Origin of the sequence: Brachybacterium sp. UMB0905 (assembly GCF_002871795.1) — a bacterium.
Taxonomy (GTDB): Bacteria; Actinomycetota; Actinomycetes; order Actinomycetales; family Dermabacteraceae; genus Brachybacterium.
Map to the genome: position 1 here is coordinate 22577 of NZ_PNHL01000014.1, position 14819 is coordinate 37395.

Here is a 14819-nt window from a genome sequence, read left to right on the forward strand (position 1 = left end):
GGTCTCGTGGTCGTGCTCTCGAAGCTGCGGGAGTTCAGGCTGCGGTGCGGTCGGCGGGATCCTGCCACACCGCGCCGTCGGGGAAGAGATGCGCGGTGATCGAGGCGTCGTGCATGCGGGCGCCGGATCCGGGCCGACGGGGCGCCTGGTAGGCGCCGTCCACGATCTCGACGGGGTCCTCGAAGTGCTCGTGGAGATGGTCCACGTACTCGATGACTCGCTCGGACCGCTCCCCGCCGATGGCGGCCGCGTCCAGGAAGGCGTAGTGCTGGACCAGCTCGCACAGCCCCACGCCGCCCGCATGCGGGCACACGGGCACGTCGAACTTCGCGGCGAGCAGCAGAATGGCGAGGTTCTCGCACACCCCGCCCACGCGCGTGGCGTCCAGCTGCAGTACGTCCAGGGCGCCTGCCTGCAGGAACTGCTTGGCGAGGATCGCGTTCTGCATCATCTCGCCGGTGGCGACCGGCACCGGCGCCACGCCCCGACGGATCGCGGCATGGGCGAGGAGATCGTCGGGGCTGGTGGGCTCCTCGATCCAGGCGGGTTCGAACTCGGCCAGGTGCCGCATCCAGGTGATCGCCTCCTCGACGCCCCAGCGCTGGTTCGCGTCAGTCGCGATCGGGTACCCCGGCCCCATCTCCTGGCGGGCGATGCGCATCCTCCGCACATCGTCCTCGAGGTCTGCGCCCACCTTGAGCTTCACCATCCCGAAGCCCTCCGCGCGGGCCTCGTGCAGCAGGCGCCGCAGCTTCTCATCGCTGTAGCCGAGCCACCCCGGCGTGGTGGTGTAGGCGGGAACGCCATGCTCGAGCAGGTGGGCGATGCGTTCGGCTTTGCCGTCCTGGGCGCGCTCGAGAATCTCGAGCGCCTCCTCACGGGTCAGTGCATCGCCGAGGTAGCGGAGGTCCACGAGGTCCACCAGTTCCTTGGGCGACAGCTCGGCCAGCAGCAGCCACAGTGGCTTCCCCTCGCGGCGGGCACGCAGGTCGAACGCGGCGTTGACCACCGCGCCGATGGCCATGTGCATGACGCCCTTGCCGGGCCCCAGCCAGCGCAGCTGCGAATCGCCCATGAGCTCGCGGGAGAAACCTCCGAGGTCCGCGAGCAGCTCCTCGACGTCGCGGCCCACCACGTGACCAGCGAGCGCCTCGATCGCTGCGCACTGCACGTCATTGCCGCGGCCGATGGTGAACACCAGGCCATCGCCGTGGTCGCCGTCGCTCGTGTGCAGCTCCACGTAGGCCGCCGAGTAGTCCGGGTCCGGGTTCATCGCGTCCGATCCGGAGAGGTCTCGCGAGGTGGGGAAGCGGACGTCGCGCACCCGCAGCTCGGTGATGGTGGAGGTGGTGGACACGGGGGCTCCTTGACTCACGGGATCATCGGACAGGTGCAGTGCTCCACTCTGAGCACGAGTCACCGCTCGCAGGACCCACATCGAGTCCTCCGATGTTTCAACCACAGTAGAAGTCGGAGGATTGGAATGCAAGCAGCGCAGCCTGCACGCCGACACCTCCGACGTACGCGCCTCCATCCAGGTCGCAACCGGATCAACGCGCGCCTCAGACGCGCAGTTCAAGGTAGCTATCGCGCTCCCCCCGCTCCCAGCTGTGACGGGATTGTCATCCGATGTCCGGTTGACAGACCTCCGACCATTGCTCACGATGGTCCCACTGTTCCTCGAAGATGAGGCTAGGAAGGGGCTTCCATGTCCATCGCTTCGCGAGCCGAGACCCCGGCGACCGCGGGAAAGAGCGCCGCGCACTCCGCCACCCCCCGGCGGATCCGCGATCCACGCTCGGACCGCGTACTCAACGTCGTCCTCATCGTGCTCCTGACACTGTTCACGCTGACGATCGTCTACCCGTTCATCTACATCATCAGCGCATCGCTCTCGGATCCGCAGGCCGTGTCCTCCGGCGAGATGTGGCTGTGGCCCGTGGGATTCTCCGTCGGTGCTTACGAGGCGGTGCTGGAGTATCCCGACATCACCCGCGGGTTCCTAAACTCCCTGCTGTATTCCGGGTCCGCGATGCTGATCGGCACCTTTGTGACCCTCACTGGCGGCTACGCGCTCTCCCGCGCAGACCTGTGGGGACGCGGACCGGTGACGTTCCTGTTCATCCTCACCATGATGTTCTCCGGCGGCATGATCCCCACCTACCTGGTGGTGCGAGATCTGGGGATGATCAACACGATCTGGGCGATGATCCTGCCCGGCGCGGTGAGCGTCTGGCAGCTGATCGTCACGAGAACCTTCTTCCAGACCACCATCCCGCACGAACTGCTCGAATGCTCCCGCATCGATGGGGCAAGCGACCTGCGCTTCTTCGCGCAGATCGCCGTGCCGCTGAGCAAACCGATCATCGCGGTGAACCTGCTGCTGTACGGCGTGGCGACCTGGAACTCCTACTTCAACGCCCTGATCTACCTCACCGATGACTCGCTGTACCCGCTGCAGCTGGTGATGCGGAACATCCTGCTGGGCAACACCTTCGATCCCAGTCGTGTCCCGGGCATCAGTCCCGAGCAGGTGCTCGAGATGCAGCGCCTGGCCGCCCAGCTGAAGTACGCGCTCATCATCATCGCCTCCGTCCCGCCCCTCATCGCCTACCCGTTCGTGCAGAAGCACTTCGTCAAGGGCATGATGATCGGCTCTCTGAAGGGTTGAGAACATGACCACCACTGACCAGGGAAACTTCGTCGATCAGCTGCGGTTCGATGACGACACCGCAAAGAAGAAGAAGCGGAGTCCCGTCCTCAAGGGACAGCGGAAGGTTCCCCTCGCCCGGCGTCTGGCCTCCAGCTGGCAGCTCTACCTTCTGCTCATACCCGCCGTGGCCTGGGTGATCATCTTTGCCTACTGGCCGATGTACGGGATTCAGATCGCGTTCCGGGACTACACGCCCGTCGGTGGTCTCACCGGTTCCGATTGGGTAGGGCTGAAGCACATCGAGCGCTTCGTCACCAGCTACAACTTCACCCGGCTGCTGTGGAACACGATCGTCCTAGCCTTTTACGAGCTCCTGGTCGGCACCCCGATCCCGATTCTCCTGGCCCTGGCTCTCAACGCGGTCCGGCAGAAGTACTTCTCCCGCGTGGTCCAGCTCATCACGTACGCGCCGAACTTCATCTCCGTTGTCGTCGTAGTCGGCATCATGGTCATGCTGCTGGACCCGCGTACCGGAATCGTCCCCCACTTCATCAGCTTGCTCGGCATCTCTCCGCCGGATTTCCTCACCGACCCCGGGTGGTTCCGCCATACCTACGTGTGGTCCGGCGTCTGGCAGACCGCAGGCTTTAGCGCGATCATTTACCTCGCCGCGCTTTCCTCGGTGCCCCCGGAGCTGCACGAGGCGGCCAAGGTCGACGGCGCCTCGCATCTGCGCCGCATCTGGCATATCGACCTGCCCGCGATCCTGCCGATCGCCGTTGTGCTCATGATCCTCGCGGTCGGCTCGATCATGAGCGTTGGCTTCGAGAAGGTCCTGCTGATGCAGAACCAGCTGAACCTCACCACCTCCCAGGTCATCGATACCTACGTCTACGAGGTGGGTCTAAACAGTCCCATCCCGCAGTACAGCTATGCGACCGCTATCGGACTCTTCCGCAGCGTCATCGCTCTGGTCCTCCTGATCACAGTCAACTATCTGGCCCGTCGCATCACCAAGACGGGGCTGTTCTGACAGCGCTGGCACATCGCCCCACCCAATCCGCACCATCCACAAGGAAGTGAGCCCCTCATGACCACGAAAAACCGTCGTTCCGTCTCCCGACGCGGATTTATAACCCGGGCCGGCGCTGTGGGCGCCGCAGCCGTCGCTCTACCTTCCGTCCTGTCTGCCTGTGGTGGGGACAAGGGGGCAGACCCTGACATCGTCGGCGAGGACGACTACGAGCCTGGCAGTGCCTCTCCCCAGGTCGAGCTGGGCCCGGAGATCGAGGGCGTGAACTACGCCCCTGAATACAAGGGCCCCAAGGCCAGGGAGCTGGAGCCCTTCGGCGACGGCGAGACCGAGTTCACCGTGCTGGGGCGCACCATCCCTGAGCTCGACTACGAGACCAACTACTACGCGAACCTGCTAGAAGAGAAGACCGGGGTCAAGGTCTCCTACCAGCCTGTCCCCCTGGGGGATGACGGCGTGACCACTGTGAACGCCATGCTCTCCGGCGGTGATCTACCGCATGCTCTGATGACCGGGATGGGACTGTTCTCCGTGTCGCAGGTTGCCGTCTACGGCCAGCAGGGGTTGTTCCTACCGCTGGACAAGCTGATCGATGAGCATGCCCCGCACATCCGCGAGATGTTCGAGCTGTTCCCGGACATGCGCACGAACTTCACCGCCCCTGACGGGAAGCTGTACGCGGTCCCCTCGATGAATGACTGCTACCACTGCAAGATCGGGAGCGTGCGCACCTGGTACAACACGACGTGGCTGGATGCCGTCGGTGCTTCTGTCCCTGAGACGCTGGAAGACTTCGATGCCCTGCTGGCCGAATGGAAGAGTTCCTCGAAGGTTCCGGATGCCCCGCTGGTGGTGACCAAGTCGGACACGATGATGAACCTGTTCACGTTCTTCATGGGCGCGTTCACCGAGGCCACCAGCACCCATACGCTGCTGCGCGATGGGAAGATCGTCTGGGGTCCGACGGAGGATGCCTATCGCGAGGGAATGATCTGGATTCAGGAGCAGTTCGCCAAGGGACATTTCTCCAAGGACATCATGTCGCTCACGGCAGAGCAGCTGCAGCGCCTGGGCGATGACCCGGAGGGCCCGCAGCTCGGCGTGGTCTACGGGAACTCGCAAGGTGATTTCGCTTCTTCCGTGGACTTCAAGGATCCGAAGGGCGTCGGCTCGGTGATGAAGCCGCTGCCGCCCATGGAGGGTCCTTCCGGGGTCCGCACCGTCGATTGGGCCTGGAACCAGGTCGGCTCTCCGAACTTCGTGATCACGAATTCCTGTCCCGATCCCGTCCAGATGATCCGCTGGGCGGACTATCAGTTCGAACTGACCCTGACAATTTCGATGGGCCGCGGCGAGCAGGGCAAGGGCTGGGACTTCGCCGACACCGATCTCACGGGGATCGACGGCGAGCAGGCTCTGTACGAGGTGCTGGACGCCGGTGAGGACGTGGCGAACCAGGGCTGGTGGGAATGGGGCCCCTTCTTCAAGTCCCAGGACCAGCGCCATGGCGAGGCGGTCACGCCGGATTCTGGCTCGGTCGAACCGTCGCTCTACGAAGCCGGTGTGGCTTACGATCCGTACCAGATCCCCAAGGACCTGGTGGTGCCCACGATGGCTTACGACATGGAGCAGTCGGCGCAGATCGGTGAGCTGGAGACGAATGTCGTTCAGCACCTCCAGCAGACCTACGCGGCCCTCGCCACCGGCAGTTCAGACATGACCAAGGACGCGGACTGGCAGGCCTACGTGGAGAAGGCCAAGACGGTCGGCGTGGACAGCCTCGTGCAGATCTATCAGGAGGCCTACGACAACCAGGCGTGATCGTCTGGAACGGGACCGGGGCCGGTGATCGCCCGCCGATGGACGATCCCCGGCCCCGCTGTCGGTTCTGATGCTGACAGATGCAGAAGAACAGTCACGATGAACGAAGGGTCGATCATGAACACACCATCGATGACGAGCAGTGCAGCGCGTCCGCGGTCCGCAGAGCCCGCCGCGGTGCGGCCGAGCCGACGCAGCGTCCTGGGTGCCGCAACCGCAAGCCTCCTCCTCGCGCTCACCGGCCGCGTAGCGGCCACGGCCGCCCCGGGGCCGCGCCCCGCAGCAGGATGATCCCCGTCGGCGCTGAGCCGTCCGGACCGGGTCTTCCTGCGCCGTGGACTGCGTCACAGTGCCCGGGTGATGCAGGAGCACATGGGCTCGGCACCCTCACCCGAGCTGTTCCGCTGTTCCGGGTTCACTGACCCCACCTGGTACGACACGCCGTTGTGGCACGAGGAGCTCATGGAGGGTCTGCCGGAGAGCCCGTGGTCAGCCACGCGGAGTCCATCTCGATGGCAGCGAGCCGCTCCCCGACCGGATCCTCACCGGTCACCAGCTCGAGCGCGCCGATGATCTGTTCACCTACTGCTTCGGAGACGAGGAGAACTACTCCGAGCAGCTCGTGAAACACATCGCGCAGCTCGTCCCGCTGCTGCGCGCGGACGTCGCGCCGCGCCGCTCAGGCAGCGTCGGGCCGCTCAGTGGTGGCGCGGTAGGCGATGTCGGCATCGGGCACCGGGGCGCCGGTCGCGTCGTGCACCCGCGCGGCCTCGAGCACGGGGCTGTCGCCCTCAAGCTCAACGCGCAGCTCGGCGGCGCGCACGGGCTGTTCGAGCCGGTGGATGCGGCGCACCCCGATGGTGCCGCCGGAGGCGAGGACGGTGCCGTCCTCATGCAGCACTCGATGCGCGCTCACACGCTGCCCGTCCTCGAGGCGCTCAACGAGCTCGATGTGGTCGAAGGTCTGCTCCCCGCCGAGATCGATGCGGACCGAGTTGCCTTCTTGCCGCACCGTCCCCTCGGTCGGGGACCCGAAGCGAGCCTCGAGCGCAGCAGCGAACTCCGCCACTCGCGCCGCATCCTCCGGGTCGATCCGTCCGCGCGGATCCGGTGGGATGTTCAGCAGCAGGTTCGCGCCCAGGCCGATCGAACGGTCGTGGATGGCGAGCAGGTGCGCGAGGGATTTGGGCTCCTCCCCCTCCTGCCAGAACCAGCCACGGCGCAGCGACACATCGCACTCCGGCGGGAGGTAGCGCGCCTCGGCGGTCTCCAGCACGTCCTCGTCATAGTTGTTGAGGTCAGTGGAGGTGGTCACGTAGTGGACCGGGTCGGCGGCCAGACCGTCCTCATTGCCCACCCAGCGGATGGTGGCCGGCCCCATGTTGAACACCATGGCGCCCGGCTGCAGCTCGTCGATGAGCGCGCCGATCGACTCCCAGTCGTATTCACGGCCCGCGGAGCCAGCGCCGTCGAACCACAGCTCGCACAGCTCTCCGTAGTTCGTGCACAGCTCCCGCAGCTGGCGCAGGTAGAACTCGTCGTACCGCGCAGGATCGTCATACTCGGGGGCGTGGCGGTCCCAGGGCGACAGGTACAGCCCGAGCTTCACCCCGTGCCGACGGGCGGCATCGGCGACCTCGGCGACAAGGTCTCCCTTCCCGTCTCGCCACGGGGAGGAGGCGACGGAGTAGTCCGTGGTGGCGGTGGGCCACAGGCAGAAGCCGTCATGGTGCTTCGCGGTCAGCACGACGTACCGTGCGCCGAGGTCGCGGGCGGTGCGCACCCACTCATCGGCGTCCAGGTCACTGGGATTGAAGCTCGACGCCGGGAGCGTCCCATCGGACCATTCGACCCCGGCGAAGGTGTTCACACCCACATGGAAGAAGACGCCGAGCCCGTCACGTTGCCAAGTGAGCTGCGCGGGCGTCGGACGAAGCGGCGGAAAGTCCATGCGCACCATTTCACCAAAGATCGGGTGTTTAGGGAAGCGGAGGGCCTCATCGTGGGAAGCTCACCGGTGCCCGCGGGCTACGCTGGTCCGCATGCCTTCCCCCGACGCGCGCCCCGGCCCTTCCCAGGTTCCGACGTGGGTGCTGCGCGCCAATGAAGCGATCGACGCGTTGCTCCTCGCCGTCCGTATCCAGCTGACCTGGCTGCTGCTGACCCTGCTGGGTGCGGTGGTGCTGGGCATTGCCCCGGCCACCGCCGCTGCCGGAGATGCGTTCCTCGCCGCCCGGCACGGCGCGCGCGTGCGCGTACTGCCGCTGATGTGGGACAGCTGGAAGCGGGAGTTCGCACCCGCGAACCTGCGCATGCTGCCGCTGCTGATCGTGCAGGCGGGGGCGCTGGCCATGCTGTGGATCATCATGGGCGGCGGCGTGCCCGGCTCGGTTCCCGCCCTGCTGCTGTCTGGGGCTGCGGTGATCAGCGCCGCCTGGTCCACCGTGTCTCTCGCGATCCTCGCCGTCGTGCCGCGCACCCGTCGGCAGGACCTCATCACCTCCTGGAGGCTCGCCCTGCTGCTGCCCGCGATGGTGCCACTGCGGTTCATCGGCCTCATCCTGCTGCTGGTGGCGTGGACAGCGCTGTGCACCGTGGCACCGCCGCTCGCCCTGCTGTTCGGTGCGGCGGTCGCGGTACGGATCGCCGTGTGGCTGCTGAGCCTGCACCTGGAGGTCCTACTCGAGGACCTCGCCGCGACCGCGCGGGCGAATGCCCGCGCGCGCAGCTGAACACCGAACCCACGGTGCAGCCGCGCCCGTGGTCCCGCGGCGGAGGGATACGCTGGTGCACATGACCGCCCGGGGCGTCATGGACGCCCGGTGACGAGCAGCGAACGGAGAGAGATGACCCATCTGGACGTGAGCCGCGCTGATGCGGTGCTGATCGGCGGCGGGATCGCGAGCGCCACCCTCGCCGCGATGCTCACGGAGCTTGAGCCCGACTGGAACGTGGTGGTCCTGGAGCGCCTGGATCAGCTGGGCGCGGAGTCCTCCGATGCCTGGAACAACGCCGGCACCGGCCACAGCGCACTGTGCGAGCTGAACTACACCCCGCAGGACGTGGACGGCTCCGTCAGCCCCGCCAAGGCGATCTCCATCAACGAGCAGTTCCAGGTCTCCCGCCAGTTCTGGGCCCACCTGGTGGAGAACGACCGCATCGGCGATCCCTCCTCCTTCATCCACACCGTGCCGCATATGAGCTTCGTGCACGGCCTGGAGAACGCGGACTACCTGCGACGGCGCCACGAGGCACTGGTGGCGAACCCCCTATTCGACCGCATGGAGTTCACCACCGAGCACGCGCAGCTGGCCGCCTGGGCGCCGCTGGTCAGCGACGGCCGCCCAGTCACCGAGTCGATCGCCGCCACCCGCTCCCCCGACGGCACCGATGTGGACTTCGGGTCGCTCACCCGCGAGATGCTCGCCTTCGCCGAACGCGCTGGTACCACCGTGAAGACCTCCACCGAGGTGGTGGACCTGCGACGCATGGGCTCCGACTGGGGCGTCATGGCCCGCTCCACCTCGAGCGGTGACATGCACGTCGTCCGGGCACCGTTCGTGTTCGTCGGCGCCGGCGGCTACGCCCTGCCGCTGCTGCAGCGCTCCGGGATCGAGGAGATCCGCGGCTTCGGCGGCTTCCCCATCTCCGGGCAGTGGCTGCGATGCACGAACCCTGAGGTAATTGCTCGGCACGACGCGAAGGTGTACGGCAAGGCCGCCGTCGGCGCCCCGCCCATGTCGGTCCCCCACCTGGACACCCGTTATGTGAACGGCGAACGTTCCCTGCTGTTCGGCCCCTACGCCGGCTGGACCCCGAAGTTCCTCAAGACCGGACGCTGGACGGACCTGCTTCAGTCCGTGAAGCCCAGCAACGTCACCCACATGATGGCCGTCGCCCCGCCGAACCTGGACCTCATGGTGTACCTGGGCTCTCAGCTCGCCGCCACGCGGCATCAGCGCTTCACGGCGCTGCTGGAGTACATGCCCTCCGCCGAGGAATCGGACTGGGAGCAGATCACCGCCGGACAGCGGGTGCAGGTGATCGCCCCGGACAAGACCAAGCACGGGGTGCTGCAGTTCGGCACGCAGCTGATCACCGCGGCCGATGGGTCGATCGGCGGGATGCTCGGCGCCTCCCCCGGCGCCTCCACCGCCACCTCCATCATGCTGCGGCTGCTGGAGACGATGTTCCCCGAGCGGATCGAGCGCTGGCGCCCGCAGATCACCCAGATGGTGCCCTCCTGGGGCACAGACCTCTCCGCGGACCGCGAGCTGGCCCATCGCACCCTCGAACACACTGCCGCGGCGCTGGGCCTGGAGCACTGATCGCAGCAACGCCGCCCACCTGAGAGCGCAACCCCCGACTGTGAGGAGCACGGATGCGGATCTCCCTGATGACCACCTGCCTGGTGGATGTGATGGCGCCCGATGTGGCGCGCTCCACCGTGCTGCTGCTGGAGCGGCTCGGCCACGAGGTGGTGTTCGATGAGCGCCAGACCTGCTGCGGGCAGATGCACACCAACTCCGGCTACTACACGGAAGCCGCCCCGGTGGTGCGCTCCTTCGTGGACACCTTCGAGCCGGCCCTCGAAGAGGTCGATGCGATCGTCATGCCCTCGGGGTCCTGCACCGGCTGCGTGCGCGACCAGCACGCCCTCGTGGCCCGCCACGAAGGAGACGCCCAGCTCGAGGAGCGTGCGGCACGGGTCGCGGCGAAGACCTACGAACTCTCCGAGCTGCTCGTGGACGTGCTGAAGGTGACCGACGTGGGGGCGTACTTCCCGCACTCGGTGACCTACCACCCCACCTGCCACTCCATGCGGTTCCTCAAAGTGGGGCCGCGCCCGCTGAAGCTGCTGCGCGCCGTGGAGGGCATCGAGGTGAAGAACCTGCCAAGCTCCGATACCTGCTGCGGCTTCGGCGGCACCTTCTCGGTGAAGAACGACGCCACGAGCGATGCGATGGTCACCGATAAGGCCAGCAACGTCGTGGCCAGCGGCGCAGAGTACGTGGTGGCCGGGGACGCTTCGTGCCTGATGAACATCGGCGGAAAACTGCAACGCACCGGCCATGGCAGCAGCGGGCCGCGTGCCATCCATCTGGCGCAGATCCTCGCCTCCACCCGCGAGCAGCCGTTCGTCCCCGCGGACACCATCCTCGGGAGGGCCTCATGAGCACCGTCGATCTGGGCATTCCGACCTTCCGCCCCCAGCACGCCTCGCCGTCCTCGCATCTGCGGGGCGAGCGCCTGTTCCCCGATGCCGCGCGGGAGGATCTGCAGAACTCGACGCAGCGGGCGAACCTCGCGCACGCCACCGAGACGATCCTCGCCAAGCGCGCCGCCGTGGTGCGCGAGATGCGGGACTGGCAGAAGCTCCGCAGCGCCGGCAGCGCCCTGAAGTGGCAGGTCACCGACCATCTGCCGGAGCTGCTGGAACAGCTGGAGGAGAAGGTCACAGCCGCCGGTGGCGTCGTGCACTGGGCGCGCGACGCCGAGGAAGCCGGAGAGATCGTCACCTCCCTGGTGCTTGAGCGTGGCGCCGCCGAGGTGCTGAAGGTCAAGTCGATGGCCACCCAGGAGATCGCGCTGAACGAGACCCTCGCCGCGGCGGGGATCCGCGCGATCGAATCGGATCTCGCCGAGCTCATCGTGCAGCTCGCTGAGGACACCCCCTCCCACATCCTGGTGCCCGCGATCCACCGCAACCGCGCCGAGATCCGCGAGATCTTCCTGGCGGCCATGCCGGACCTGGATCCCTCGATCACCGATGACCCCGCGGAGCTCGCCGAGGCGGCCCGCCGCTTCCTGCGTGAGAAGTTCCTGGATATGCCCGGCTCGGTGGCGATCTCCGGGGCGAACTTCGCCGTCGCCGAGACCGGGACCCTCGCGGTCGTGGAGTCCGAGGGCAACGGCCGGATGTGCCTGACGCTGCCGCGGACCCTCATCTCCGTGGTGGGGATCGAGAAGATCATCCCCACGTTCGAGGATCTCGAGGTGTTCCTGCAGCTGCTGCCGCGCTCCTCCACCGGCGAGCGGATGAACCCGTACACCACGCTGTTCACCGGCGTGCACGAGGGGGATGGCCCGCAGGAGTTCCACCTGGTGCTGCTGGACAACGGTCGCTCCGCCGTGCTCGCCGATCCCGAGGGCCGCAGCGCCCTGCACTGCATCCGCTGCTCCGCCTGCCTGAACGTGTGCCCCGTGTATTCGCGCACCGGCGGACATGCCTACGGTTCCACCTATCCCGGCCCGATCGGCGCGATCCTCACCCCGCAGATGACCGGAACGATCGGCACCGACGACCCCTCGGCCGCACTCCCCTATGCCTCGAGCCTGTGCGGGGCCTGCTCGGATGTGTGCCCGGTGAAGATCGACTTCCCCTCGATCCTGGTGCATCTGCGGGCCAAGGACGTGGACCGTCGCCGCGCCACCCGCGGCGAATTCCGCTCCCCCTGGGACCGGGCGCTGCAGGGAGCCGGGAAGCTCATGAGCTCCCCGCGCGCCTACGACATCGCGGTCCGTTCCGCCGGGCCGCTGACCGGAATGCTGCCCGGCACGACCATCGGCAGGCTGCCGAAGATCGTGCCGCTCGTGACCGGCTGGACCGACCACCGTGATCTGCCGCAGCCGGGCCCATCATTCCGTAGCTGGTGGAAGAACCGCCCCGCCCCGGCGGCGGCGCAGCAGGCGACAGAGTCGGACGGCTCGACAGGATCCGCGGAGCAGGCGGCGTCGGCAGGGCCGGCGGAGGGCCGCGACAGCGAGGAGCAGGCATGAGCAGCTGGCAGGACCGCCGCCCCACCCGCACCCCCGGGACGAGTGCGAAAGAGGAGATCCTCGGACGGCTGCGCACCGCCCTCGCGGTGCCGCGCCACGATGCGGTGACCGAGGCGGACGATGTGCCGCGCACCTACCAGCGGGCCGATGACCGCCAGGAGGTCTCCACCGATCCCGCGAAGGTCCGCGCTGTGCTCATCGACCGGCTCGAGGACTACACCGCGACCGTCCACCGCACCACACCCGAGCAGGCGGGCGAGACCATCGCCCGCGCCCTGGAGGGGGCGCGCAGCATCGTCGTGCCGGGCGGACTGCCCACGCCGTGGACCGAGCAGCTCACGGCCACGGTCACCACCGACGACGGCACCGCCTCCCCGCGCGAGCTCGACCAGGTCGATGCCGTCCTCACCGGCTGCCACACGGCGATCGCGATCACCGGCACGCTCGTGCTGCGCGCCGATGGGCGCGGCGGCCGCCGCGCGATCACCCTCATCCCGGACCATCACGTGGTCGTGGTCGAGGCTGATCAGGTGGTGCTCGGCGTCCCGAAGGCCATCGAGCGCATGGGGGAGGATCCCACGGCGCCGTGGACGCTGGTCTCCGGCCCCTCGGCCACGAGCGACATCGAGCTCAGCCGCGTCGAGGGCGTGCATGGGCCGCGCCGCCTGGACGTGGTGCTCATCGAGCCCGCCCCGGAGCCGAACCCTGCTGCAGAGCCGGAGCCTGGCGCAGAGCCAAAGCCTGCCGGGAAGAAGCCGCCCGCCCAGAAGAGCACGCCGCACCACCCCACTGCGAAGGAGCAGGACGCATGACCGAACACGAGACCGCCGCGGCACGCTCCCGCGGGAACCTCCTGACCCTCGAGGCCGGGGAGTATCGCGCGGAGATCTCCACGCTCGGCGCCACGGTCGAGTCCCTCACCGTGGGCGGCCGGGATCTGCTGGTGCGCAACCCCGAGACGGGGCCGATGCTGTTCTATCGCGGCGCGGTCATCGCTCCATGGCCCAACCGGATCGGCGATGGCCGGTACACGTGGGACGGTCAGGAGCTGCAGACCCCGATCACCGAGGTGGAGCGCGGCAATGCCCTGCACGGCCTGATCTCCTTCCAGCCTTTCGCCCCTGTGACCCTCGCCGAGGACGAGGTGGTGCTGCGCAGTGAGCTGTATCCCACCACCGGGTATCCCTTCCACCTGCTGCTGACGGTGCACCACGCCCTGGATCCTGAGGCGGGCCTGACCACGTCGGTGACCGCACGGAACATCGGCGCGGCGGATGCCCCCTTTGGCACGTGCCCCCACCCCTACCTGGTCGCCGGCCCCGAAGCGCTCGATACGTGGACCCTGCAGGTCACCGCCGGGCAGGTGCTCGAGGTGACCGCGGATCGTCTGCTGCCCACCGGCACGGCGGACGTCACCCCGGGCAGTGAGTTCGACTTCTCCGCGGGCCGCGTGATCGGCGCCCAGGAGATCGACCACGCCTTCACCGGTCTGGCCCGTGATGCGCAGGGGCTCTGGCGTGTCACCGTCACCGCTCCCGGCGGCACCGGCGTAGAGCTGACGGCCGGGGAGGAGTGCCCGTGGCTGCAGCTGCACACGGCCGATCGACCCGAGCCGGAGCATCATCGTCTGGGTCTGGCCGTGGAGCCGATGACCTGCCCGCCCGATGCCTTCCGCAGCGGCATCGATGTGGTGCGCCTGGCCCCCGGCGGTGAGCACGAGGCGTCCTGGAGCATTCGCGGCTGGTGAGCCCCCAGCGCACGTGCGGCGCTGCGGCGCGTCAGCACTGGGGTGAGTGCTCAGGCCGCCAGCAGCTGCGCAGCGTCTCTGCACAGCAACGGGGTCTTTGCACAGCAACGGGCCCGCACCATCACGCAGATGGTGCGGGCCCGTCACGTTGCGCGGGGCCGGATCAGGCGTGCGCCTCCTCGTAGGCCTTGCGGATGGTGGCGGAGATGCGGCCACGGTCCGGCACCTCGTAGCCGGCGCTGCGTGCCCACTCCCGGATCTTCGCGGACTCACTGCTGCGGGAGGCGGGGGCCGTGCCGCGGGTGCGGCGGCCGCCCACGCGGCGGGCCTGCTGCGCCCAGGTGCCGATCTGCTCGCGGATCTTCTCCGCATTCTCCTCGGACAGATCGATCTCATAGGCGACGCCGTCCAGGCCGAAAGTGACGGTCTGGGCCGCCTTCGTCCCGTCGAGGTCGTCGATCAGTTCCACATAGGTCTTCCGTGCCATGGTTTCCCTCGCCTGTGTTCAATGGGTTCGATGGTGCACGCTCATCGTCGTGCGTCACGGGACAGTATTACGACTGCTGACGGAAAGAGCAAACAACAAACGCGTTCACACGTTACCGAACTGTTCGTGAACCTTCATCCTGGTCCGCTCGCCGCAGATATTCCTGTTCCGCCTCACGTTCGGCCTCGCGTTCCCGCCGATCAGCCCGCAGCAGGGCGCGGATCGCGAACCAGAAGATCAGGCCCACGCCGATCGACGGCAGCAGTGCACCGGCCTCGAACCAGAACCCGGAACCCAT

At 67.7% G+C, this 14819-nt stretch carries 14 protein-coding genes; 9 read left to right on the top strand and 5 right to left on the bottom strand.

All coding sequences use genetic code 11. From position 1 onward, the window contains the following. Positions 1–34: 34 nt before the first annotated feature. On the bottom strand, positions 35–1357 hold the full coding sequence (locus CJ197_RS12405; RefSeq protein WP_233190928.1) for an enolase C-terminal domain-like protein: 1323 nt from the start codon (positions 1355–1357) through the stop codon (positions 35–37). Positions 1358–1708: 351 nt separating this feature from the next. Here CJ197_RS12405 and CJ197_RS12410 point away from each other — a divergent pair, with 351 nt between their 5' ends. From CJ197_RS12410 to CJ197_RS14940, 3 genes are read left to right on the top strand one after another with little or no spacing between them, the layout of a single operon-like run. Then, entirely contained in the window at positions 1709–2671 is a 963-nt protein-coding gene (locus CJ197_RS12410) for a carbohydrate ABC transporter permease (protein ID WP_102237058.1), read from the top strand. Positions 2672–2675: 4 nt separating this feature from the next. Then, positions 2676–3686 (top strand): sugar ABC transporter permease, encoded by a 1011-nt coding sequence (locus tag CJ197_RS12415; protein WP_102237059.1) that lies wholly within the window; start codon positions 2676–2678, stop codon positions 3684–3686. A 57-nt stretch (positions 3687–3743) separates the two neighbouring features. Beyond that, entirely contained in the window at positions 3744–5507 is a 1764-nt protein-coding gene (locus CJ197_RS14940) for a twin-arginine translocation signal domain-containing protein (protein WP_146007777.1), read from the top strand. A 460-nt stretch (positions 5508–5967) separates the two neighbouring features. On the opposite strand, the gene CJ197_RS15225 is transcribed toward CJ197_RS14940, so the two are convergent. Beyond that, positions 5968–6138, bottom strand: coding sequence for a hypothetical protein (locus CJ197_RS15225; RefSeq protein WP_158239494.1), 171 nt, complete (start codon positions 6136–6138; stop codon positions 5968–5970). A gap of 48 nt (positions 6139–6186) precedes the next feature. Beyond that, entirely contained in the window at positions 6187–7377 is a 1191-nt protein-coding gene (locus CJ197_RS12425; protein WP_233190929.1) for an alpha-L-fucosidase, read from the bottom strand. 172 nt (positions 7378–7549) lie between these two features. Here CJ197_RS12425 and CJ197_RS12430 point away from each other — a divergent pair, with 172 nt between their 5' ends. The 6 genes from CJ197_RS12430 to CJ197_RS12455 all read left to right on the top strand — a co-directional run bounded on the left by CJ197_RS12430 (position 7550) and on the right by CJ197_RS12455 (position 14034). Continuing rightward, positions 7550–8239: a DUF624 domain-containing protein gene (locus CJ197_RS12430; RefSeq protein WP_102237061.1), complete on the top strand. Its 690-nt coding sequence runs from the start codon at positions 7550–7552 to the stop codon at positions 8237–8239. Between the two features lie 114 nt (positions 8240–8353). After that, positions 8354–9835 carry a malate:quinone oxidoreductase gene (locus CJ197_RS12435; RefSeq protein WP_102237062.1) on the top strand — a complete coding sequence of 494 codons (1482 nt, stop codon included), beginning with the start codon at positions 8354–8356 and terminating at the stop codon, positions 9833–9835. Positions 9836–9888: 53 nt separating this feature from the next. Beyond that, positions 9889–10683: a (Fe-S)-binding protein gene (locus CJ197_RS12440; protein WP_102237063.1), complete on the top strand. Its 795-nt coding sequence runs from the start codon at positions 9889–9891 to the stop codon at positions 10681–10683. Beyond that, the gene (locus CJ197_RS12445) at positions 10680–12287 is read left to right on the top strand and encodes a lactate utilization protein B (RefSeq protein ID WP_102237064.1); all 1608 of its coding nucleotides are present in this window, start codon (positions 10680–10682) and stop codon (positions 12285–12287) included. The genes CJ197_RS12440 and CJ197_RS12445 overlap by 4 nt, the downstream gene beginning before the upstream one ends. Next, complete coding sequence (locus tag CJ197_RS12450; protein WP_102237065.1) at positions 12284–13099, top strand: LUD domain-containing protein; 816 nt, start codon at positions 12284–12286, stop codon at positions 13097–13099. Before CJ197_RS12445 ends, CJ197_RS12450 begins: the two co-directional genes overlap by 4 nt. After that, positions 13096–14034 (top strand): aldose 1-epimerase family protein, encoded by a 939-nt coding sequence (locus CJ197_RS12455; protein ID WP_102237066.1) that lies wholly within the window; start codon positions 13096–13098, stop codon positions 14032–14034. The genes CJ197_RS12450 and CJ197_RS12455 overlap by 4 nt, the downstream gene beginning before the upstream one ends. 163 nt (positions 14035–14197) lie before the next feature. Here CJ197_RS12455 and CJ197_RS12460 read toward each other — a convergent pair whose 3' ends face one another. Next, on the bottom strand, positions 14198–14521 hold the full coding sequence (locus tag CJ197_RS12460) for an Lsr2 family protein (protein ID WP_102237067.1): 324 nt from the start codon (positions 14519–14521) through the stop codon (positions 14198–14200). 112 nt (positions 14522–14633) lie between these two features. Beyond that, positions 14634–14819, bottom strand: a complete 186-nt coding sequence (locus CJ197_RS12465) for a hypothetical protein (RefSeq protein WP_102237068.1) — start codon at positions 14817–14819, stop codon at positions 14634–14636.

What these genes read in the sequence shown, in the direction of transcription:
- CJ197_RS12435 (WP_102237062.1), top strand. Translation starts at nt 8,354, where the DNA reads ATGACCCATCTGGACGTGAGCCGCGCTGATGCGGTGCTGATCGGCGGC.
- CJ197_RS12440 (WP_102237063.1), top strand. Translation starts at nt 9,889, where the DNA reads ATGCGGATCTCCCTGATGACCACCTGCCTGGTGGATGTGATGGCGCCC.
- CJ197_RS14940 (WP_146007777.1), top strand. Translation starts at nt 3,744, where the DNA reads ATGACCACGAAAAACCGTCGTTCCGTCTCCCGACGCGGATTTATAACC.
- CJ197_RS12460 (WP_102237067.1), bottom strand. Translation starts at nt 14,521, where the DNA reads ATGGCACGGAAGACCTATGTGGAACTGATCGACGACCTCGACGGGACG.
- CJ197_RS12450 (WP_102237065.1), top strand. Translation starts at nt 12,284, where the DNA reads ATGAGCAGCTGGCAGGACCGCCGCCCCACCCGCACCCCCGGGACGAGT.
- CJ197_RS12430 (WP_102237061.1), top strand. Translation starts at nt 7,550, where the DNA reads ATGCCTTCCCCCGACGCGCGCCCCGGCCCTTCCCAGGTTCCGACGTGG.
- CJ197_RS12415 (WP_102237059.1), top strand. Translation starts at nt 2,676, where the DNA reads ATGACCACCACTGACCAGGGAAACTTCGTCGATCAGCTGCGGTTCGAT.
- CJ197_RS12455 (WP_102237066.1), top strand. Translation starts at nt 13,096, where the DNA reads ATGACCGAACACGAGACCGCCGCGGCACGCTCCCGCGGGAACCTCCTG.
- CJ197_RS12410 (WP_102237058.1), top strand. Translation starts at nt 1,709, where the DNA reads ATGTCCATCGCTTCGCGAGCCGAGACCCCGGCGACCGCGGGAAAGAGC.
- CJ197_RS12465 (WP_102237068.1), bottom strand. Translation starts at nt 14,819, where the DNA reads ATGGGTTCCGGGTTCTGGTTCGAGGCCGGTGCACTGCTGCCGTCGATC.
- CJ197_RS12445 (WP_102237064.1), top strand. Translation starts at nt 10,680, where the DNA reads ATGAGCACCGTCGATCTGGGCATTCCGACCTTCCGCCCCCAGCACGCC.